The organism is Pseudomonas sp. JDS08PS003, from assembly GCF_045013505.1.
Taxonomy (GTDB): Bacteria; Pseudomonadota; Gammaproteobacteria; order Pseudomonadales; family Pseudomonadaceae; genus Aquipseudomonas; species Aquipseudomonas protegens_B.
This window is the reverse complement of sequence record NZ_CP120724.1, coordinates 3053625-3074369: the sequence shown is the minus strand read 5'-3', so window position 1 is coordinate 3074369 and position 20745 is coordinate 3053625. Positions and strand designations below refer to the sequence as shown.

Below are 20745 nucleotides of genomic sequence, written 5' to 3'. Positions count from 1 at the left end.
AGTCAAGAATTCAGGATGCACCCATGAAACACCTTCCTTTACTGGCGAGCCTGCTGGCCTGCCTGTCCGTCAACGCCTGGGGCAAATCCGGCCTCGAGCTGGCCCCGGCCACCGTCAATGCCGAAGAGACGGACGCGGAGCCCGGCCTGTCCCTGGAGCAGTCGAGCGGCATGGCCTCGCGGCTGGGCCTGAGCCTGCGGGAGACCCCGGCCTCGGTGGCGATAGCCAGCCGCCAGGACATCGAGCGACGTGGTGCCCAGACCTTCCAGGACGCCGCCAATGCCCTGCCCGGGGTCAACGCCAGCGCACCGCCGGGATTCGGCGGTTTCATCTCCTACCGCGGCTTCACCAGCAGCCAGATCACCCAGATGTTCAACGGCATCAACGTCGCCACCGGCCTGGCGCGGCCGGTGGACGCCTGGATCTATGACCGGGTGGAACTGGTGGGCGGCCCCTCGTCGCTGATCAATGGCGCCGGCTCCGTCGGCGGCTCGCTGAACTACGTGACCAAACTGGCGGACCGCCGCGAACAGGCGGCCGAGGGCCTGCTCAGCTACGGCAGCTACGACACCACGCAAACCGCCTTCGGGGTCAATCACGCCCTGAGCCCGGCGGGGGCCGAGGTGCAGCATTACGCACGTTTGGATGTCAGCCACAACACCAGCAACGGCTACATCGACCGCCAGCAGCGCGATGCCTGGAGCCTGGCGTTCTCCCTGCTCAGCGACCTGACCCCGGACCTGTCCCACACCCTGGCCGTGGAGTATCAGGACGAGCACGAAGACAGCCCCTACTGGGGCACCCCGGTACTCAATCCCAAGGCCGGCGAGCTGAAGATCGACAAACACAACCGCTTCAACAACTACAACGTCGCCGACGGCCTGTATGAGCAGCGCACGGTTTGGCTGCGCTCGATCATCGACTACCGGATCAACCCCAGCACCAGCCTGCGCAACACCCTCTATCACCTGGACAGCCAGCGCGACTACCGCAACCTGGAGACCTACCAGTACAACGCCGACAACAGCCGGGTGAACCGCTCCACCGCCTATCTGGTGCGGCACCAGGGCCAGCAGGACGGCAACCAGTTCGAGCTGCGTCATGACGATCAACTGTTCGGCCTCGACACCACCTGGTCCGGAGGGTTCGAATACAAGGTCAACAGCACTACCAGCTCACCGTGGAACGTGTCGGCCAACAACAGCGTGGACCCCGGCCATTTCCAGCCGGGGTACTTCTATGACCTGAAGGGCACCCGTCAGAGCTGGGTCAAGGACAAGACCAACCAGGTCACCACCCGTGCCTTGTTCATCGAAAATCGCCTGGCCCTGACCGACGAGCTGTCCCTGCTCAGCGGCCTGCGCTATGACGCCATCGACCTGGACGTGACCAACCACCGAGTGATCACCGCCAGCAACCCGCGACATCTCAAGCGCAGCTGGGAACCGGTCACCGGGCGCCTGGGGCTGACCTGGCAGTTCCTGCCCAGCGCCAACGTCTACGTGCAATACAGCACGGCCGCCGAACAGCCCAGCGGCACCCAGAACTTCGACGTGTCCACCGGCAAGCAATGGGAAGTGGGCAGCAAGTTCGACTACCTGGACGGGCGCGGCTCGGCGACCCTGGCGGCCTACCGCATCGAACGCAAGGACTTTGCCGTCACCGATCCCCAGGACCCGACCAACAGCATTCCCGTGGGCCAGCAGACCTCCAAGGGCATCGAACTGGCCAGTTCCCTGCGGGTCACCCCCAAGCTGCTGGCAGAGGCCAACTTCGCCTGGGTGGACGCCGAATATGACGAATTCAACGAGAAGATCGCCAGCGGCGCCGTGGTCTCACGCAAGGGCAACACCCCGACCAACGTCCCCGAGCGGGTGGCCAACCTGTGGCTGACCTATGACCTGGCCCCAAGCTGGCAGACCGGCGTCGATGCCCGCTACGTGGCCTCGGTGTACGCCGACAACGCCAACACCCAGACCCTACCGGCCTACACCCTGTACGGCAGCTTTCTGCGCTACCAGGTCGACAGCCACACCACCCTCACCGGCCGGGTGCGCAACCTGACCAACGAGGTCTACGGCAGGTTCGCCCATGTCTCCCCGGCTTACTACCTGGGCACCCCACGCACCTTCGAACTGGCGGTGCAGACCCGTTTCTGACCGGCTTGAGGGCCTCTTCGCCGGCAAGCCGGCTCCTACGGGAATATCGTGCGGTGTCAGGGCGGCCGTAGGCGCTGGCTTGCCAGCGAAGGCGTCGCCATGGACGGTGCAAGGCTTGCGGGCCCTTTCGCCGGCAAGCCGGCTCCTACTACAGGGCGGCGGCGACTTTGGCGGCGATGTCCTGGGGCACCCAGTTGCGCCAGAGGTCAGGATGCTGCTTGAGGAAGGCCCGGGCCGCGTCACGGGGGGCGCTGTGGTTTTCGCTCATCTGCGCCAGGGCCTGGTTGAGGGGCTCGATGGGCAGGTCCACCTGGCTAAAGAAGTTCACCAACTGCGGGTACTGTTTGTGGAATGGCGCAGACACGCCGATGGACAGTTTCGAGGCCAGGGAACGGGTCGGACGCGGGTTGGGGTTGTCGGCGTCGGTCAGGGTCTTCCAGGCCTCGGCATCAAAGGGCGGCTCTTGCAACTGGACCAGTTTGAAGCGCCCCAGCAGCGGCGTCGGTGACCAGTAGTAGAACAGGATCGGCTTGCCCCGACGGATCGACGAACTGATCTCAGCATCCAGGGCTGCGCCGGAGCCACTGCGAAAGTTCACGTAGCTGTCCTCCAGGCCATAGGCCTTGAGCTTCTGCTGGTTGACGATCTCCGAGGTCCAGCCAATCGGACTGTTGAGAAAGCGCCCCTTGTTCGGACTCTCCGGGTCCTTGAACACATCTTTGTAGCGCACCAGGTCGGTGACGCTGCGCAACTCCGGCGCGAGGGCCACGATGCCCTTGGCGGGGTCGCCCTTGATCACATACTCCGGCACCCACCAACCTTCGGTGGCGCCCTTGACCGTGTCCCCCAGGGCCAGCACCTTGCCTTCGGCCTCGGCCTTGACCCACACCGGGCTGCGACCCGCCCATTCTTCGCCAATCACCTGGATATCGTTGTTGGCCAGGGCGGTTTCCAGGGTGATGGTGGTGCCGGGCAGCGTATCAGTGGGCAGGCCGTATCCCTTCTCGACCACGATCCGCAGGATCTCGGTAATCAGGCTGCCGCTTTCCCAATTCAGGTCGGCGAAGTGAATCGGCGCGGGGGCCGCTGCCAACGGTGGCGCGTTCAAGGCGGCAAGGGCCAACAGGCTGCTGGCCAGCAGCGCTCGAAATCCTTTCATGGGGTGCACCTCTCGGGTCGGAACCAGGGCAATAGGGACGCGCAGCGCAAAGACGCCAGGCCCCTGAAGCATTCAGTCAACTGACTGTAGTAGAGGTTCCGTTTTTTCAACCGAGGGCCAGGCCCGGATCGCCCCTCAAGGGGCCGCCGGCTCCTGCAGCCGCTGCAACTCGCGGCGCACCATGCTGGCGTAAGCCGCCGGGCGCAGGTGATACAACTGGCCAGCGACCCAGTTCAGCCAGGCGCCCTGCAAGCGCGCCTTCTCGGCGAACAGGCGTTGAGCTTCGTCACACGCGGCCTGCTGGTGCTGCTGGTGAAACTCGGCGCGGCTCTGGCTCATCACTCGCTGGCCTTGAAGCTCACCAGTTCGCCCTTGCGGAATTTGGCAGCCTTGGCGCTGACCGCCTTGAGGGTCTTGCTCAAGCCTTCCTGCAATTGCTCGTTGGCGGCGAAGACCATCACCACCGAGTGACCTTCCCTGAACACTATCCCCTGCCCCTGGGAGCTGCTGACAAAGGCATAGTCGCCCAAGCCATAGACCGTCAGCTTGATCTCGCGAAAGCGGATCTCCAGCTTGCCGCCTTCACGGCTGGGCAGCACGGCGGCGCGAAAATGATCGCCCACCTTGAGTTCCAGCCGAGGCTTGTCGTCCACCACCAACGCGGACTCGGTATCGATCTCGGCGATGTAGATGCCTTCGGCGGACTGTTCGGTGATGTAGACAAAACGAGATTGGAACTGCTTGACCAGCTTTGCGCGCAAATCACCCAAAACGAACAACGCATGCATTTCAAGATTACTTACTGCCAAGGAACACTCCCCGATACTCAAAATGGTGCCGTCCGAGGAAAAACGGACAGCACAAAAAAATCGCCATGACGGCGTAGTCAACCCAATCAGTGACCCAAAAAACCCACAAGTGAACCCGGCACTCCTGGCCACGACGCTGACGCCGGCGCTGAGCAACGGGCATTTCGCCGATGCATCAGGCTCATGTCGAAGGCTGTAGGAGTTGGCTCTGACATCCCGCAAAGCGTGGCGGCGCGTTAACTGGAGTGGGTACTGAAACCGGCCTGCTGGCCGGATACACCCTGATCATGATTCCCCAGATCGGCAGCCACTTCGGGTTGCAGAGGTAATTCTAGAGCAACTTTGTGCATTTCGACTATTTAAAGCAACCGAGCACTAGTCGGGCGACTAGTCATACAAAGACCGCTGTTGGACATCAGCCGGTAATGTTGCCGGGAGTCTGTGCTCGACGGCCGGACATTCTAGCCAGTAATACTCTGATGCAGTGGGCTGAATTGCCGGAGTTCTGCATAAGGATTTGCGCATAGGAAGTTTCAGCTTAGAACCTCAGAATAATCTTTACCTAGAGCAAGGTGACATAACTCAGCCCGTCACCACCTAACAACTGCCATACTCCGCCACTGGTTGAATGACCGCAGCACGCGGTGTTCAAGCACTCACTCATCTCCAAGGGAAGGCTAGAAGTGACCGAACTAGATATTGGCGAGTTTTTCATTCGTGGCGAGTGCAGAGAAGTCGAAGGCGAATTCCAGGCCGTGATTGCCATGCGCGCCAAACCCCCACTGACCCAGATCACCTTCCACCAGGTAGAACGCGACCGCTGGTTCAAGACCTCAGAAGAAGCTGCAGCGGCGGCCAGGGAATCCGCCAAGGCCCTCAAGCTGGCCATCGACCAGGGCGCCCTGAACGCCTGATACCCGCCCCAGCGCGCCGCCCAGGGACCCAGCGGCGCCACCGTGACCCAGGCGAGATCCGTTTAAGAGCATCATGATGATTAACTTAAAACCACCGACTCGCCTTCGGGCCCTGCCTGCAACAACCTGAATCCCTACATCCGCCCCTGCCGTTCAAGACGCTACCCGCCACCCAGGCATCAAGCCGAATGCTGGAGCGCATGGCGCCCGGACCGGCACTGCGCCAATTGCGTCTGCCAGGCCTGCCGGCACTCCTCGGCCTCGACGCGGCTGGCAAAGGCAGTGCCACGTTGTTCGCCATTGACCAGCACCACCCAGCACGCCTTGCGTCCCAGATCCCGCAGCATGGGGGGAACACCGCTGCCGATCATCACTGCTACATCAACCTTGCTGTGCATGGAGAACCTCCGGGAATTAGTTAGCTCCCTAACAATATAGGGAATACTAGTCAGTTCCCGGCGCCTGGAACAGTCAGATTCTGCACAGCAGTGTTACGCCCCTGGTAACAATGTTCTCTCAGCCCTTGCGCTGGGGCGGCGCCTGCTCGGGCTTGTAGCCCAGGCGCAGCCCACCCCAATGCCGCCCCTGGACCCAGATCGGCACCGACAAGTCATGCATCAGTTCGCCGGTATCCCGGGTATAGGTTTGCAGCAACAACGGTTGCTGGTGACTGCCACAACGAATGCCGGTGCGATCGGCGAACTTGCGCTTGCTGCGGTTATGCAGGTTGTCCACCACGGGATCGCCGGTCAGCGGTTGGGAGAAGGCCTGGTTGTGGGTCGGTACATAACCTTCCTGGGTACAGGCGATGGCGAACACCAGGCCGTCATGGCGCGGCAGCAGGGATTCCTGGATCGGCGGCAGTACCTGGTCGGTGTAGCGGTCGAAACGGGTCTGGTACCTGGCCGGATCGGTGTTGGCGATTAACTGGTAATGGCGGTCGAACAGGTCGTCGAGGCTGATGCGGTTCTGCGCCAGATCGGTCTCGAACTGCTCGGCGATACGCCGGGCGCCTTCACGGGCCAGGTCATAGATACGCTGGTGGTAGTCATCCAGTCCCACAGCCGCCAGACGTTCGCTGATGGTTTCCGCCTGCCCTTCCATCTGCACCGCGGCCTGGGCCAGGCTGCGGGTCTGCTGATCGCTGACCGCCAGATCGCTGCGCATCTGCTCCACGGCATGGAACAGGCTGTCCAACTGTTCGCGGTTGGTCTCGGCGCCCCGGGCAATCTCGCTGACCTGGCCTTCTACCCCCGCTGCCAGCCGGGCGATGTTGTCCAGGTGCCGGCCGGTGTGTTCCACCTGTTCCACCCCCAGGTTCAGGTCGTCGGACAGCTGGCGGATCTGCTCCACCACATCGCTGGTACGTTGCTGGATATCGGCCACCATCACCCCGACCTCATCGGTGGCCGTGGCCGTGCGTCCGGCCAGCCCGCGCACTTCGTCGGCGACCACGGCAAAACCCCGCCCGTGTTCCCCGGCCCGGGCTGCTTCGATAGCCGCATTCAGGGCCAGCAGGTTGGTCTGACTGGCAATGGACTGGATCACCAGGGTCACCCGCTGGATCTCTTCACTGCGCTGGCTCAGGGCCTCGATCAGCTCGCGGCTGCCACTGGCCCGTTCGCTCAGGGAGTGCATGCGACTGATGGACTCCCCCAGCACCGTGCGCCCTTCGGCGCTGCTGGCGTGGGCTTCACTGGCGGCCTCCAGGGCTTGCCGGCTGAGTTGCGAGGTGGCCTGTTCGGTCTTGATCATCACTTCGGCGTTGCCGACGATGCGCGCCGCGGCATCCAGCTGGGATTGCAGCTTGCCCGCCAGTTGCGTCACCGAATAGGCCACGCCAGCAGCGGACAGGGCGTTATGGGTGGTGCTGTAGGAGAGGTCGCGGGTCAGCGTCGACAGTTCACTGTCGGCCGTTGTTGCCGGCGCCAAGGGCACTTTGCGGCCTCTCAGCCGGGGCAGCCAGACCACCAGCACCGCCAGGGGCAGGCACAGGTACAGCGGCCAGTCACCCAGTGCCTGGCCGCCCAGCAAGCCCATCAAGGCCGCGCTCTGCAAAGTCGGCGCCCACCAACGGGCAGCGGCGGGTGTTGTTGCCAGCGGTTGCGCGAGCGGCACCGCTAGAGATCCATCTCTTGACATGTTTAGCACCCCACATCGTTCTAATTATTTTCGGCATTAGACGCCACTAGAAGGCCATTATCCATGGTCCCTTAGTCGGGGGTTTGCAGTAGATCAAGGGAATGAGCGGGTATGGAGCCGTACCCGGAAAAACAAAGCCCCCGCTGTGGCGGGGGCTGGCGATCAGGCTTGACGCTGATGCTTGTCGATCTGCTCGTGGCGCTCTTGGGCTTCGATGCAGTACTTGGTGGTCGGGCTGATCAGCAGGCGCTTGAGGCCGATCGGCTCGCCGCTGTCGTCGCACCAGCCGAAGCTGTCGTCACTGATCCGGCCCAGGGCCTGCTCCAGTTGCGGCAGCATGCGCTGGTCGCGATCAATGGCGTTGACCAACCAGGTGCGCTCTTCTTCGACGGAAGCGGCGTCGGCCGGGTCAGCCGGGGTGTCCAGGCTTTCAATGGCGATCCGGTTCTGCTCGATGCGCTCGTGGGTTTCCACCTTCATGGCTTGCAACAGGTCGCTGAAAAAAGCGTGCTGCTCGGCATTCATGTAGTCATCCGCCGGCATGGCCAGCAACTTATCCTTGGTCATTGATTTCTCTATAAAAAATACGTGCATTAAGGCGAATTCAAACTGTTTCCGGTTGACCCGTCAGGTCATCAGAAAGGCGCCATACCTTCCAAGCGCCACCCGGCACTCAATTTACGAGGGGCGGCAGTCTAAGGCCGGTTTGAGGGCGCAGCAACTGAAATGACAGCGAATCTGTCCGACAAACCGCACAAAGCCCGCAATTGCGGGCTTTGGTGGCGCTTGTCAGAGTGCTTTTATAACAAAAAATTCCATACGAGCAGGTCTGTTAGAAGACAAACGGCAGTACCGGACGGCGGATTCGAGCCTTTTACCCCCATTTCTCACCCCCCGTAGAAGCCGGTTTGCCGGCGAATAACCATCTTGTGGACCCCTGCGCCGACAAGCCAGCGCCTGCAACAGCCAGGCGCATCAGCGTTTGAGCTTGCGCTTGTTGCGGTACTGGTCGATGACCACCGCCACCACAATGATCAGGCCCTTGATGATGTCCTGGATGTAGGCATCCACCCCGACAAAGGTGAAGCCGCTGGCCATGACACCAAGAATCAGCGCACCGATCACCGTGCCGGTGATGCGCCCCACGCCACCGGCCAGACTGGTGCCACCGATCACGGCTGCGGCAATCGCATCCAGTTCATAGGACATGCCCATTCCCGCCTGTCCGGTGGCGGCCCGCGCCGAGGCCACCACCCCGGCCAGCCCCGCTAGCAGCCCGGCGATGCTGTAGACGATCACCAGATGGCGCTTGACGTTGATCCCCGAGGTGCGCGCCGCCTGCATGTTGCCGCCGATGGCGTAAGTGTATTTGCCGTACTTGGTGTAGCGCAGGGCGATGTGGAAGATCACCGCCACCACCAGGAAGATGATCACCGGCATCGCCCCGTGACCGATGGCGGTGTAGGAATCCGAGAGCATGCTCACCGGCTGGCCTTCGGTGTAGTAGCGGGCCAGACCGCGGGCCGAAACCATCATGCCCAGGGTGGCGATAAAGGGCGGAATGCCAGTAATGGCGATGATGCTGCCGTTGATCGCCCCCGCCAGCAGGCCCACCCCCAGCCCGGCCACCACCGGTATCCACACCGGCAAATCGGTCAGGGACGGAAACACCGCCCGGGAAAAGTCCGAGGTCTGGGCCAGGCTGGCGGCAATCATCGCCGACAGTGCCAGCACCGAGCCCGAGGACAGGTCAATGCCCGTGGTGATGATCACCTGGGTCACGCCAATGGCCAGCAGGCCGATGATCGACACCTGCAGGATCATCAGCACCAGGCGTTGGGAGTTCATCAGGAAGCTCTGGTCACGCACGATCCAGCCGAACAGTTCGAAGACCAGACCGATGCCGATCAGGACCAGAAAAATACTCAGTTCAGTGGGAAAGCGCCGGCGCGTTCTAGCGGGCGCCGCGGCCGGTTTGTTTTCAGACATCACGTTCATAACCACTCACCTTAGTTAGTGCCTGGCCGCGGCGAATCAACGCGCCGCCGGCCGCCATCGATTGAAAAATCAGTGCACCAGCGACATCCCTGATGCCAATTGCATCACCCGTTCCTGGGTCGCCTCGCTGCGGTCGAGGGTGCCCATCAGCTCACCTTCGTGCATGACCATGACCCGGTCGCTCATGCCCAGCACCTCGGGCAGCTCCGAGGAAATCATGATCACCGCCATGCCTTCGCTGGCGAGGAAGGAGATCAAGCGGTAGATCTCGGCCTTGGCACCGACGTCGATGCCCCGGGTCGGCTCATCGAGAATCAGGATTCGCGGATTGGTCATCAGCCAGCGCGCCAACAGGGCCTTCTGCTGATTGCCCCCGGACAAGGTGTCGATGCATTGCTCCAGGGACGGAGTCTTGACCCGCAGCTTCTTGCACATGTCCTCGCACAGGGCACGCAAAGCCTTCTGCTGGACAAAACCGCCGCCGGCGTAATGCGGCAGCACCGCCACTTCCATGTTTTCCAGGACCGACAGACACGGAAACAGCCCGCTGAGCTTGCGATCCTCGGTCAGCAGGGCAAAGCCCTTCTCGATCGCCTGATGCGGGTCGCTGATGCGCAGGGGCTGGCCGTCGAGGACCATCTCGCCACCGTCGCTGGGGGTGATGCCGAACAGGGCTTCGGCGACATTGGTCCGCCCCGAGCCCATCAGCCCGGCGATGCCGAGGATCTCCCCGGCATGCAGGTCGAACGACACTCTGTCGAACACCCCGTCCAGGCGCAGGTCGCGGACCCTGAGCAGCAGGTCGCCGACCGGGTTCTCGCGCTGGGGAAACAGCTGGCTCAGCTCACGCCCCACCATCATCGAGATCAGGCTGTCGCCGTCCAGGCTGTCGGCCCGTTGCAGGCCGATGTAGGCACCGTCGCGGAACACCGCCACTTCATCGGCGATGGCGAACACTTCGTTCATTTTGTGGGTGATATAGATGATGCCCTTACCCTGGGCCTTGAGGTCGGCAATGATCGAGAACAGGTGCGCCACCTCCTTGTCGGTAATGGCCGAGGTCGGTTCGTCCATGATCAGTACGTCGGAGTCGTAGGACACCGCCTTGGCGATCTCCACCATCTGCCGCTCGGCGATGCTCAGGTTGCCCACCTGCTCCTCGGGATCGAGGTTGATGCGCAGGCGTTCCAGCAACTGCGCGGTGCAGCGGTGCATAGCGCGGTGATCGATCATGCGCAGGCCATTGAGTTGCTCACGGCCGATCCAGATGTTCTCGGCAATGCTCATGTGCGGCATCAGGTTGAGTTCCTGATGGATCATGGCGATGCCCGATTGCAGGGCCTGCAGGGGCGTTTCGAACACCACCGGCCGGCCCTTGAGGCGCAGCTCGCCGGCGTCCGGCTGGTAGATGCCGGCGATGATTTTCATCAGGGTCGACTTGCCGGCGCCGTTCTCGCCCATCAGCGCCAGCACCGTTCCCGGGCGTACCCGCAGTTGCACATCGGCCAAGGCGACCACACCGGGAAAGCCCTTGCTGACGTTGATGACTTCCAGCAGATAGGGCTCTTCAATCGATGGGGCGGCAGGCTGGATACCCGCCAGCGGGGTGCTCGAGGCAGTCGCGCGAGAGAACATGATCAGGTACTCCATTGGCAAGGCTGCCCGAGGCCACCTTGCCACTTATTATTGTTAGCGCCTGTTCACGATCTGCTGCGCTTAGCTCATGCGGCGTTAAACATGGCTTGCCTGAGCGGCGCTCGCTAGATCGAGAACAGGTTCTTCTGGAACTGCTCTGGAAGCTGAGCCGTTACTTGAACTGGTCGACGTTGTCCGGGGTGATCAGCCGATACGGAACCCACACCGCCGGCTCCACCGGCTCATGCTTGATCATCTTCACCGCGGTATCGATGGAACCGTCCGCCTGGCCCTTGGCATCCTGGAACACCGAGAGCGCCAACTCGCCCTTCTTCACCGCGCGCAAGCCATCCGGGGTGCCGTCGACACCGGCGATCAGCACACTGCCCTTCTCGACCCCGGCCTGCTTCAGCGCCATGGCGGCACCAATGGCCATTTCATCGTTGTTGGACACCACTGCGTCGAACTTGCGGCCCTGGGTCAGCCAGTCGTTGACCAGGGTCATGCCCTTGTCCCGCAGCCAGACCCCGGTCTGTTCCTGGTCGACCTTGATCCCCGGGTACTGGGCCAGCACCTCCTTGACCCCCTTGGTGCGGTTGGTGGTGGAGTTGTTCGCCAGGTCGCCCAGCAGGATCACGATGTCACCCTTGCCGCCCATCTTGTCGGCCAGGTACTGCATCTGCATTTTCCCGGCTTCCAGGTCATTGGAGGCCACGGTGACCACGCCCTTGGGCAGGTTCAGGTCATCCGGGCGGCGGTTGACGTACACCAGGGGAATACCGGCCTTCACCGCAGCCTCGGTAATTTTCTTGGTGGCGGCGGTGTCCACCGGATTGACCACGATCGCGTCGACTTTCTGGCTGATGAAGTTCTCGACCTGGCTCAATTGCTTGACCACATCGCTGCGGGCGTCTTCGAACTGCAGCTTGACGCCATCGGGCAGGGACTTGGCTTTCTGATCCATCGACTCGCGCAGATAGGTCAGCCAGGTGTCATCGAACTGCGACATGCTCACGCCGATCTTGATGTCGGCGAGCGCGGCGCCACTGGCCAGCAGCATCGACAGCGCAAGAGAGGCAAAACGGATCTTGGTGTTCATAACAGGTCTTTCTCCACATTCTTGTAGGTTTTATGGATAAAGCGCAGAAAAACTCAGAGCGGCAGATGCACGATCGGGGCACCGGGTACGCAGCACACCAGTGAACCGTTGCGCTCTTCGCACAGAAAGCCGAGGCAAGTCAGGAGGACGGCAGAACGGCTGGCCCGAGGCAGGACGGCGGCTGGCGCGTGAGGATGGCGAAACAATGAACGTACAGCCTGTACAACAGATTTGAAGGTTTTCATCGACGGTACCTGTTTGTTTTTGTTAGTCGGCCCGCACCGGTCTCAAGGCGTGCTTGAGGGGTTCGGAACCTAGCTAGTCGGCAACCTGGAAATGACTTTATTGGAAAATAATTTCTATATCAACTCATTTTAGAATTTTATTCTAAATCTGTTTTTCCCTCGGAAAACGTCGTCATCGATACCACCCGAGACTGCTGCGCACTCAAGCGCGCGGCGTCTAGCACCTGGGTGGTGGCCAACGCGTCGGCGGCCGTGACAGGCAGCGCGCCCTGGCCTTCCAGGGCCTGTTGCAGCTGCTGATAGAACTGCTGCCAGGCACCTCGCTCCGAGGTTACGCGCTCGCGCTCATCCCCTTGTTCGAACCAGCCCCAGCGCCGATGCTCCTCCACGCCCCAGCGTTCGCCCTCGGTTTTCGGCGAGCGACCCGCCACCAACGCCTGCTCCTGGCCGTCGAGGCCGTCAACCGTGTAACAACCGGCGCTGCCACTGACCCGAAACCGCGGCCCCTGGCTGTTCTGCAGGCAACTGCCCCATAAATGTGCAACCACGCCGCTGACGTGGGTCAGGGAAACAAAAAAGCCGTGGTCGACCACGGCTTCTTCAGGGGTGTACTGCAGCTCGGCATAGACCCGGGCCACCGGCCCGAACAACTGCAGGGCCTGGTCCACCAGATGGCTACCCAGGTCCCGCAGGAACCCACCGCCACTGGCATTGCCCACGGCTTGCGGGGCATAGCGCTCGACCCGCGACTCGTAGCGGGTGATCCGACCCAGCGCGCCACTGTCGAGGAGTTTGCGCAAGGTCAAAAAGTCCGAATCCCAACGCCGGTTCATATAGACGCTGAGCGGCACCTGGCGCGCGGCGGCGGCCTGGATCATCCCTTCGGCCTCGGCTGCATCGGCGGCGAAGGGTTTGTCGCTGACCACCGCGATGCCCCGTTCAATGGCCTCCAGCACCAAGGCCGGGCGCCCATCCAGGGGCGTGGAAATCACCAAGGCATCGACCCCGGCCTCCGCCAACTGGCCCATGCTGTCGAACGCCGCAACCCCCGGATGATCATCGGCCAGCAAGCGCCGGCGCTCTGCGGAGCGGGTCACCACCCCGACAAAACGCGCACCGGCCAGACTGGCAATCAGCGGCGCATGAAAATGACGACCGCCATGGCCGTAACCCACCAGACCTATACGCATACACCCTCCATCCATTCACTCCCCAGCATCGCCTCCCTCACGCCAGCCCTCGTAGGAGCTGGCTTGCCAACGAAAGCGTCCTCAAGACATGCGCAGCATCCACAGGCCCTTTCGCCGGCAAGCCGGCTCCTACAGGGTGGGGTTAGCCGTAGAAGCGCGGGCGCTCTGGCAGCTCGACCTTGACGATCTGCCCGCTGCCCTGCGCTTCGATGCAGGCATCGGCCGCCACGGCGGCGGCAAAGCCGTCCCAGGCCGATGGTCCGCCCACCTGGCCGGCGCGCACGCCGTCGATAAAGGCCTGCAACTCCACGTCATAGGCGGCGATAAAGCGGTCCTTCCAATCCATCAGGATGGCGTTGGACAGCTTGGCTTCGCTGCGCAATTGCACCTGGGACGGCTCCGGCAGCTTGGCGATGCCGCTCTCCCCCACCACTTCGCACTGGATGTCGTAGCCGTACTGGCAGTTGACGAACACCTCGACGTCAATGCGCGTGCCACGGGCGGTTTCCAGCAGCACGATCTGCGGGTCCCGCAAGTGAGCGTGGGCCTTGCTGGTCTTGCGCGGGAACACCACTTGCACCGACACGTAGTCGTCAGCCAGCAACCAGCGCAGCACGTCCAGTTCGTGGATCAGGGTGTCGGTGATGGCCATGTCGGTCTTGTAGTTCTCACCCACCCGCGGGTTGCGGTGGGCACAGTGCAGCATCAGCGGCTCGCCGATCTGCCCGCTGTCGATCACCGCCTTCAAGGCCTGGTAACCCGAATCGTAGGGGCGCATGAAACCCACCTGCACCAGGCGCTTGCCGTGGGCCACTTCGGCGTCGACGATGCGGCGGCAGCCGGCGGCGGTCACCGCCAGGGGTTTTTCACAGAACACCGGCTTGCCCGCAGCAATCGCCGCCAGCACGAACTCCTCGTGGCTCGGACCCCAGGAGGTGACCAGCACCGCCTCGACGTCCGCCGCCTTGATCAGCGCGTGGCCGTCCGGGTAGACCTCGGCCGTGAGCTTGAGGTCGCTGACCACCTTGGCCGCCGACGCCAGGTTGATGTCGGTGACCGCCACCACCTGGCTGCCCAGCAGGGTCTGGCTGCAACGACGGATGTGATCCTGGCCGATGGCGCCGGTACCGATAACACCAAGTTTCAAAGACATGCAGATACTCCTGTTGTTGTGCGTTGCAGAGCAATCAGTACTGCCGGGCCTGGGCCAGGCGTTGATTAAGGATCTTGGCCGCCGCATCGGTGCGTTCGCTGGTGGACACCTGGGCCACGCCCACCCGCCACCAGGACAGGTAGCTGTGGATCATGGTCTTGGGCAGGACCTTGATGTCGATCAGGGTCGAGACCGTCTGGGTGCGGGCATCGGCCAGGGCCGCCAGCAGTTGTTCCTCAGTGCTGACCTTGTACGTCTTACAGCCGTAGGCCGCGGCGCTCATGGCGAAGTCCACCGGCACAAAGCCGCCGTCGAGCTTGCCGCTCGAAGGGTTGCGGTAGCGGAACTCGGTGCCGAAGCTATCCATGCCGTGGCCCATCTGCAGGTTGTTGATGCAGCCGAAGGTCATGTTGTCCAGCAGCACCACGTTGATCTTGCGCCGCTCCTGGATCGAGGTGACCAGCTCCGAATGCAGCATCAGGTAGGAACCGTCGCCCACCAGGGCGTACACCTCGCGATCCGGCTCGGCGAGCTTGACCCCCAGGGCCGCGTTGACCTCGTAACCCATGCACGAATAGCCGTATTCCACGTGGTAGGTGTTGACCCCCTTGCTGCGCCAGCTGCGCTGCAGGTCGCCGGGCAGGCTGCCGGCGGCGGCGACGATAATGCCGTCCTCGGGCAAGGCCTGGTTGAGCACCCCGAGCACCCGGCTCTGGGTCAGGCAGGAGCCGGTCAGCTCGATGAATTCCCGCAGCACCGCCGGGTCCATGTGGTCGTTGATCTCCGGGACAAAACCCTGGTCCTGGTATTGCACCTGATAGACCCGGTCCACCTCGGCGTCCAACTGAGCCTTGGCCGCGCTGATCTGCCCGTCCCAGGCCGCCCGATAGCCACTGCGGCCCAAGGCTTCGCTCAGGGCCTGCAAGCCGAGCTGGGCATCGGCCAGCAACTGCACGCCATCCAGCTTGAGGCCGTCGCAGGGGCTGATATTGAGGTTGAGGAACTCCACCTCGGGGTGCTGGAACAGCCACTTCGACGAGGTGGTGAAGTCGCTGTAGCGAGTGCCGATGCCAATGATCAGGTCGGCGTCCTTGGCCAGCAGGTTGGCCGCCAGGCAGCCGGTCTCGCCGATCCCGCCGACGTTCAATGGGTGCTCGGAAACCACCGCGCTCTTGCCCGCCTGGGTTTCGGCAAAGGGGATGCCAAAGCGTTCGGCAAAGACCTGCAACGCCCGGTTGGCCCCGGAATACTTGACCCCGCCGCCACAGATAATCAGCGGTTTGCGCTTGCCCTTGAGCAGCGCCAGGGCATCGCCGAGCATGGCCTCGGTGGCCGGACGGCGGTCGATGCGATGCACGCGCCTGGCGAGGAAGTAGTCCGGGTAATCGTAGGCTTCGCCCTGCACATCCTGGGGCAAGGCCAGGGTCACTGCGCCGGTTTCCGCCGGGTCGGTGAGCACGCGCATGGCGTGGATCGCCGCGCTCATCAGTTGCTCTGGGCGGTTGATGCGGTCCCAATATTTGCTCACGGCCTTGAAGGCATCGTTGGTACTGATGCTCAGGTCATGAAACTGTTCGATCTGTTGCAGCACCGGGTCCGGCTGGCGGCTGGCGTAAACGTCCCCAGGCAGCAACAGCAAGGGAATCCGGTTGGCGGTGGCGGTGGCCGCCGCGGTCAGCATATTGGCCGCGCCGGGGCCCACCGAAGAGCTGCAGGCGTAGATCTTGCGCCGCAGGTGCTGCTTGGCGAAACCGATGGCGGCGTGGGCCATGCCCTGCTCGTTGCGGCCCTGGTGCACCACCAGGTCGCCACTGTCCTGTTCCAGGGCCTGGCCCAGGCCGAGCACGTTGCCGTGGCCGAAAATGGTGAAGACCCCGGCGATGAACTTGCTCTGGACCCCATCCACCTCGACGTATTGGTTATCGAGGAATTTCACCAGGGCCTGGGCCATGGTCAAGCGTGTCGTACTCATGGTTTGCACCTTAATTTTGATGTGTCGCCAACACTCCCGTAGGAGCTGGCTTGCCAGCGAAAGCACGCTCAATGTTTGCGCCCTCTGCAAGGGCCCCTTCGCCGGCAAGCCGGCTCCTGCACGCTGGCGGCGTCAAGTCAGGGATTGCTGCAGGTGGGCAATGCTCGCGCCAATCGCCTGCTGGATATCCGCCAGCCCGTGCACACTCTCGGCAAAGGGTTCGAACGACAGGTAGCCGCTGTAGCCACTGCTCAGCAACGTGTCGATCTGCGCTGCATTGCCGAGGATGTCCGCCTCGCCCACCAGCACCCGATGGCCGTCGCGAATGCTGTTGAGCGGCGCTTGGCGGTCCTCGACACCGGAGATGTGCACCAGCCCGGTCAGCTCGGGGAAGAACTCATGCTCGCTGGCCAAGTGGTGATGGAAGGTGTCGTGCACCAGACGGAACACGTCCAGGCCGCCGATGGCCCGGATCGCATCCACCGCCGTACGCTTGCGCCGCAGCGAGCATTCTTCGAAGCCCAGGGGCTCGATAAACCCCAGCAGGCCGTGATCCCGCAGGATCGGCGCCAGCTCGCTCAAAGCGCTGCGCAAACCGCTGATGCGCTGGGCCTCAGTGCGCGGGTCGGCACGCTCATTGAGCGGGCACATCACCAGCCCCTCGGCCCCACAGGCACGGGCATAGGCGGCGAGTTTCAAGGTCTGCTGGCGACGCTCGTCGTTCCACACGTCGAAGGGGTACAGGGCGTTGATCGACAACACCTTGATACCCTGGGCCGCGCACAATTCACGGACCCGTTCCGGCGGCGTGCCGTCCTCGATTTCCACGCCCGCAAGGTCGTTGCGGATCTCAATGGCATCGGCCTTCAGCGTCACCGCCAGGTCAATAAACTCCGGCAGTGACAAACGCGGTGCAACCATACGATTCAGGGCGAAACGCAGGGGCTGGCTCATGCTGGCTGTTCTCCAAAATCCATCGCGTCGAGAAAGTTACTTGGCCGTCGGCATGCTGAATTCCGGGCCCTTGGCGATGCTGTCGGGCCAGCGCTGCATCACGCTCTTGTAGCGGCTGTAGAAGCGCACGCCTTCCTCGCCGTAGGCATGGTGGTCGCCGAACAGCGAACGCTTCCAGCCGCCGAAGGAGTGCCAGGCCATGGGCACCGGGATCGGTACGTTGATGCCGACCATGCCCACCTTGATGGTGCGGGCAAAGGCCCGGGCCACGCCGCCGTCGCGGGTGAAGCAGGACACGCCATTGCCGAATTCATGGGCGTTGATCAGCTCCACCGCGCTGGCAAAGTCGGGCACCCGCACAATGCCCAGCACCGGCCCGAAGATTTCCTGCTGGTAGATGCTCATCTGGGTGGTGACGTGATCGAACAGGGTGGCGCCGACAAAAAAGCCCTGCTCCGCCCCCGGCACCTTGAAGCCGCGACCGTCCACCAGCAGCTGCGCACCCTGGGCCACGCCCTGGTCGATAAAACCTTCAACCCGGGCCTTGTGCTCGGCGGTCACCAGCGGCCCCATGTCGCTGTCGCCCTGCAAGCCGTTGCCAACCTTGAGTTGATCGATGCGCGGCAGCAGCTTGGCGATCAATTCGTCGGCCACGTCACCCACCGCCACGGCGATGGAGATCGCCATGCAGCGCTCGCCGGCCGAGCCGTAGGCCGCACCGATCAGTGCGTCGGCGGCCTGGTCCAGGTCGGCGTCGGGCATCACGATCATATGGTTCTTGGCCCCACCCAGGGCCTGCACACGCTTGCCTCGGGCGCTGGCCTGCTGGTGGATGTACTCGGCAATCGGCGTCGAACCGACAAAGGAAATCGCCTCGATGTCCGGGTGCTGGAGCAAGCCGTCCACGGCGCTCTTGTCGCCCTGGACCACGTTGAACACCCCTTCGGGCAACCCGGCTTCCGTCAGCAGGCGCGCCATCAGCAGGCTGGCGGACGGGTCGCGCTCGGACGGCTTGAGGATGAAGCAGTTGCCGGTAATCAGGGCAATGGGGATCATCCACAGCGGCACCATCACCGGGAAGTTGAACGGTGTGACCCCGGCACACACGCCCAGGGGCTGGCGCAGGTTCCAGTTATCGATGCCGCCACCGATGTTGTCGCTGAAATCGGTTTTCAAAAGGTTCGGCGCGCCACAGGCGTACTCGACGATCTCGATGCCACGGGTCACCTCGCCCATGGCGTCGGACAGCACCTTGCCGTGCTCGCGGGTGATGATCTGCGCTAGTTCCTTGTGGTGCTGGTCCAGCAGTTCCTTGAACTTGAACATCACCCGCGCGCGGCGCAGGGAGGACTGTTCGGACCAGGCCGGGAAGGCCTTCAGCGCCGAGGCCACGGCCTCGTCCACGGTCTTCTGGCTGGCCAGGGCGACGCGGGCCTGGACCACACCCGTGGCCGGGTTGAACACCTGACTGAAACGCTCACCGGCATCCTGCACCTGGCCGCCGATGTAATGACCTATTACCGGGGTATCGTTCATTGTTCTTGTTCTCCGTAAAGGGTTGCCGTCTGAGTTCGGGGTTTCAGAGATCCAGCAGCCAGCTGTGCTGCGGGTCGTTATGGAACTGCCAGACCCGCTTCGGCCCGGCCATGACGTTCAGGTAATAAGACTCGTAGCCGTAAGGCACGCTGACCGGGTGATAGCCCTTGGGCACCACCACCAGGTCGCTGTTTTCCACGGCCATGGCCTGGTCGAGGCTGCGGTCGTCGGTGTAGACCCGCTGGAAGACAAAGCCCTGGGGCGGGTTGACCTGGTGGTAATAGGTCTCTTCCAGAAAGCTCTGGTGCGGCAAGTCATCGGTGTCGTGCTTGTGCGGCGGGTAGCTGGAGGAATGCCCGGACGGCGTGCGCACCTCCACCACCAGCAGGGAATGGGCCGGCTCGCTGTCGGGCAGGATGTCGCAGACATAGCGGGTATTGGCGCCCTTGCCGCGCACGCTGCGCTTGCACTGCTCCGGGCGGATCAGCCGTGGGCCGAGGCCAGCGGCGGCATCACCCGGGGCGGCACACACGGCGATCTGCACGTCGCTCAAGGCGGTGACCTGGGCCTGGCTGCCCGGCGGCAGGTAGGCGGCAAAGGGCGATTTGTCTTCGAACACCGATTGCCGGTCGCCCAGGTTGTCCCACTGGAAGGCGCCCTGGGGGGCTTCGCCCTGTACGTCGATGCGGCCGCTGAGCAGCACCAGGCACAGCTCCTTGTCGCCGGCGCTGACCGGCAGGCTTTCCCCCAGGCTCAGGCGGTAGGCACTGAACCCCACATACTCCAGGGCGCCCTCTTGCAGCTGGACCATGGTCCGGCCCTTGGCGGCGCTTTTAACCAGCAGGCTCATTGGGCAGTCCTCCTGCGTTGCAGGCCGGCGTCCAGCAGGGCCCGCAGGGTGTCGTAACCTTTTTTTGCGTAGACGTAGCTCGGCGCCACGGCCGGGTCCTGCTCGGCTTCCACCACCAGCCAGCCGTGGTAGTCGGCGGCCAGCAGCACATCGAGCAAGGCGGCAAAGTCGATGTCGCCATCGCCGGGCACGGTGAAGGTGCCGTTGACGATGCAATCCGGGAAGCTCCACAGGTTGTTGCGCGCCAGTTGCACCACCGGCTTGCGCACATCCTTGAAGTGCACGTGGCAGACGCGCTGGATATGCTTGCGCAGCACCTCCAGGGGTTCGCCGCCGCCCATGTAGCAATGGCCCGAATCGAACAACAGGCCGACTTCCTCGCCGGTCAGGCTCATCAGCTTGTCGATGTCCGCCGGGGACTCGACGTAGGCGCCCATATGGTGGTGATACGCCAGGCGCACGCCCTGGGACAGGGTGAAGCGCGCCAGCTCCGTGAGTTTGTCGGCGTAATCCTGCCAGGCCTGTTCACTGTGGAAACGCGGGCGCTCGATCAGGCGCACCGGTGAACCCTGGATAGAGTCGGCCACTTCGCCGTAGACCAGCACCGAGGCGCCGTTGCGTTTCAGCAGTTCGACGTGGCTGGCAATGGCGTCGATTTCCTCCGCCACCGAGCGCCGGGCCAGGCGGCTGGAGTACCAGCCCGAGACCAGCGCCAGGTCATAAGGGCGCAACACATCGCCCACGCCTTTGGCGTCCTTGGGGAACTTGCCGTTGAGTTCAAAGCCTTCGTAGCCGATGTCCTTACCTTCGCTCAGGGCGGTGCTCAGGGGCGTTTCACCGCCCAGGGCCGGCAGGTCGTCGTTGCTCCAGGAGATCGGGTTGATGCCAATTCGGATGGCGGGCATGGCTGCACCTTTTGTTGTTATTCAT

General features: G+C 63.1%; 18 protein-coding genes. 2 read left to right on the top strand and 16 right to left on the bottom strand.

Features of this window, described 5'->3' with window-relative positions:
- The first annotated feature begins 23 nt into the window (after positions 1-23).
- Positions 24-2159: a TonB-dependent receptor gene (locus tag P7C00_RS14170; protein WP_346632644.1), complete on the top strand. Its 2136-nt coding sequence runs from the start codon at positions 24-26 to the stop codon at positions 2157-2159.
- Between the two features lie 148 nt (positions 2160-2307).
- Here P7C00_RS14170 and P7C00_RS14165 read toward each other — a convergent pair whose 3' ends face one another.
- The 3 genes from P7C00_RS14165 to P7C00_RS14155 all read right to left on the bottom strand — a co-directional run bounded on the left by P7C00_RS14165 (position 2308) and on the right by P7C00_RS14155 (position 4127).
- Positions 2308-3318 carry an ABC transporter substrate-binding protein gene (locus tag P7C00_RS14165; protein WP_346632643.1) on the bottom strand — a complete coding sequence of 337 codons (1011 nt, stop codon included), beginning with the start codon at positions 3316-3318 and terminating at the stop codon, positions 2308-2310.
- A gap of 135 nt (positions 3319-3453) precedes the next feature.
- On the bottom strand, positions 3454-3657 hold the full coding sequence (locus P7C00_RS14160) for a hypothetical protein (protein WP_404939567.1): 204 nt from the start codon (positions 3655-3657) through the stop codon (positions 3454-3456).
- Positions 3657-4127, bottom strand: a complete 471-nt coding sequence (locus P7C00_RS14155) for a hypothetical protein (RefSeq protein ID WP_404939565.1) — start codon at positions 4125-4127, stop codon at positions 3657-3659. The genes P7C00_RS14160 and P7C00_RS14155 overlap by 1 nt, the downstream gene beginning before the upstream one ends.
- A 683-nt stretch (positions 4128-4810) precedes the next feature.
- Here P7C00_RS14155 and P7C00_RS14150 point away from each other — a divergent pair.
- Positions 4811-5041 (top strand): hypothetical protein, encoded by a 231-nt coding sequence (locus P7C00_RS14150; protein ID WP_102864456.1) that lies wholly within the window; start codon positions 4811-4813, stop codon positions 5039-5041.
- 179 nt (positions 5042-5220) lie between these two features.
- Here the strand turns inward: P7C00_RS14150 and P7C00_RS14145 are convergent, their stop codons facing one another.
- From P7C00_RS14145 to iolE, 13 genes are all read right to left on the bottom strand, one after another.
- Positions 5221-5439, bottom strand: coding sequence for a hypothetical protein (locus tag P7C00_RS14145; RefSeq protein ID WP_346632641.1), 219 nt, complete (start codon positions 5437-5439; stop codon positions 5221-5223).
- A 118-nt stretch (positions 5440-5557) separates the two neighbouring features.
- Positions 5558-7183, bottom strand: a complete 1626-nt coding sequence (locus P7C00_RS14140) for a methyl-accepting chemotaxis protein (RefSeq protein WP_346632640.1) — start codon at positions 7181-7183, stop codon at positions 5558-5560.
- A 162-nt stretch (positions 7184-7345) separates the two neighbouring features.
- Positions 7346-7750, bottom strand: a complete 405-nt coding sequence (locus P7C00_RS14135; protein ID WP_123723309.1) for a TraR/DksA family transcriptional regulator — start codon at positions 7748-7750, stop codon at positions 7346-7348.
- Positions 7751-8158: 408 nt separating this feature from the next.
- Positions 8159-9181, bottom strand: a complete 1023-nt coding sequence (locus tag P7C00_RS14130; protein ID WP_346632639.1) for an ABC transporter permease — start codon at positions 9179-9181, stop codon at positions 8159-8161.
- 69 nt (positions 9182-9250) lie between these two features.
- Entirely contained in the window at positions 9251-10816 is a 1566-nt protein-coding gene (locus P7C00_RS14125) for a sugar ABC transporter ATP-binding protein (protein WP_346632638.1), read from the bottom strand.
- A 172-nt stretch (positions 10817-10988) separates the two neighbouring features.
- The gene (locus P7C00_RS14120; protein WP_346632637.1) at positions 10989-11915 is read right to left on the bottom strand and encodes a sugar ABC transporter substrate-binding protein; all 927 of its coding nucleotides are present in this window, start codon (positions 11913-11915) and stop codon (positions 10989-10991) included.
- Positions 11916-12297: 382 nt separating this feature from the next.
- Positions 12298-13350: a Gfo/Idh/MocA family oxidoreductase gene (locus P7C00_RS14115; protein ID WP_404939563.1), complete on the bottom strand. Its 1053-nt coding sequence runs from the start codon at positions 13348-13350 to the stop codon at positions 12298-12300.
- 142 nt (positions 13351-13492) lie between these two features.
- Entirely contained in the window at positions 13493-14503 is a 1011-nt protein-coding gene (locus tag P7C00_RS14110) for a Gfo/Idh/MocA family protein (RefSeq protein ID WP_404939561.1), read from the bottom strand.
- Between the two features lie 34 nt (positions 14504-14537).
- Positions 14538-16475, bottom strand: coding sequence for a 3D-(3,5/4)-trihydroxycyclohexane-1,2-dione acylhydrolase (decyclizing) (gene iolD, locus P7C00_RS14105; RefSeq protein WP_404939559.1), 1938 nt, complete (start codon positions 16473-16475; stop codon positions 14538-14540).
- Between the two features lie 132 nt (positions 16476-16607).
- Positions 16608-17429 (bottom strand): TIM barrel protein, encoded by an 822-nt coding sequence (locus P7C00_RS14100; RefSeq protein WP_346632633.1) that lies wholly within the window; start codon positions 17427-17429, stop codon positions 16608-16610.
- Between the two features lie 36 nt (positions 17430-17465).
- Positions 17466-18965, bottom strand: a complete 1500-nt coding sequence (locus P7C00_RS14095) for a CoA-acylating methylmalonate-semialdehyde dehydrogenase (protein WP_404939557.1) — start codon at positions 18963-18965, stop codon at positions 17466-17468.
- Between the two features lie 43 nt (positions 18966-19008).
- Positions 19009-19815, bottom strand: coding sequence for a 5-deoxy-glucuronate isomerase (gene iolB / locus P7C00_RS14090; protein WP_346632631.1), 807 nt, complete (start codon positions 19813-19815; stop codon positions 19009-19011).
- The gene (gene iolE, locus P7C00_RS14085; RefSeq protein WP_346632630.1) at positions 19812-20720 is read right to left on the bottom strand and encodes a myo-inosose-2 dehydratase; all 909 of its coding nucleotides are present in this window, start codon (positions 20718-20720) and stop codon (positions 19812-19814) included. Before iolE ends, iolB begins: the two co-directional genes overlap by 4 nt.
- Positions 20721-20745: the final 25 nt, after the last annotated feature.

Excerpts from the sequence above, each read along its gene's own strand:
- P7C00_RS14095 (WP_404939557.1), bottom strand. The coding sequence starts at position 18,965 with ATGAACGATACCCCGGTAATAGGTCATTACATCGGCGGCCAGGTGCAG.
- P7C00_RS14145 (WP_346632641.1), bottom strand. The coding sequence starts at position 5,439 with ATGCACAGCAAGGTTGATGTAGCAGTGATGATCGGCAGCGGTGTTCCC.
- iolE (WP_346632630.1), bottom strand. The coding sequence starts at position 20,720 with ATGCCCGCCATCCGAATTGGCATCAACCCGATCTCCTGGAGCAACGAC.
- P7C00_RS14135 (WP_123723309.1), bottom strand. The coding sequence starts at position 7,750 with ATGACCAAGGATAAGTTGCTGGCCATGCCGGCGGATGACTACATGAAT.
- P7C00_RS14140 (WP_346632640.1), bottom strand. The coding sequence starts at position 7,183 with ATGTCAAGAGATGGATCTCTAGCGGTGCCGCTCGCGCAACCGCTGGCA.
- P7C00_RS14120 (WP_346632637.1), bottom strand. The coding sequence starts at position 11,915 with ATGAACACCAAGATCCGTTTTGCCTCTCTTGCGCTGTCGATGCTGCTG.
- P7C00_RS14100 (WP_346632633.1), bottom strand. The coding sequence starts at position 17,429 with ATGAGCCAGCCCCTGCGTTTCGCCCTGAATCGTATGGTTGCACCGCGT.
- iolD (WP_404939559.1), bottom strand. The coding sequence starts at position 16,475 with ATGAGTACGACACGCTTGACCATGGCCCAGGCCCTGGTGAAATTCCTC.
- P7C00_RS14170 (WP_346632644.1), top strand. The coding sequence starts at position 24 with ATGAAACACCTTCCTTTACTGGCGAGCCTGCTGGCCTGCCTGTCCGTC.
- P7C00_RS14125 (WP_346632638.1), bottom strand. The coding sequence starts at position 10,816 with ATGTTCTCTCGCGCGACTGCCTCGAGCACCCCGCTGGCGGGTATCCAG.
- P7C00_RS14130 (WP_346632639.1), bottom strand. The coding sequence starts at position 9,181 with ATGAACGTGATGTCTGAAAACAAACCGGCCGCGGCGCCCGCTAGAACG.
- P7C00_RS14110 (WP_404939561.1), bottom strand. The coding sequence starts at position 14,503 with ATGTCTTTGAAACTTGGTGTTATCGGTACCGGCGCCATCGGCCAGGAT.
- P7C00_RS14115 (WP_404939563.1), bottom strand. The coding sequence starts at position 13,350 with ATGCGTATAGGTCTGGTGGGTTACGGCCATGGCGGTCGTCATTTTCAT.
- P7C00_RS14165 (WP_346632643.1), bottom strand. The coding sequence starts at position 3,318 with ATGAAAGGATTTCGAGCGCTGCTGGCCAGCAGCCTGTTGGCCCTTGCC.
- iolB (WP_346632631.1), bottom strand. The coding sequence starts at position 19,815 with ATGAGCCTGCTGGTTAAAAGCGCCGCCAAGGGCCGGACCATGGTCCAG.
- P7C00_RS14160 (WP_404939567.1), bottom strand. The coding sequence starts at position 3,657 with ATGAGCCAGAGCCGCGCCGAGTTTCACCAGCAGCACCAGCAGGCCGCG.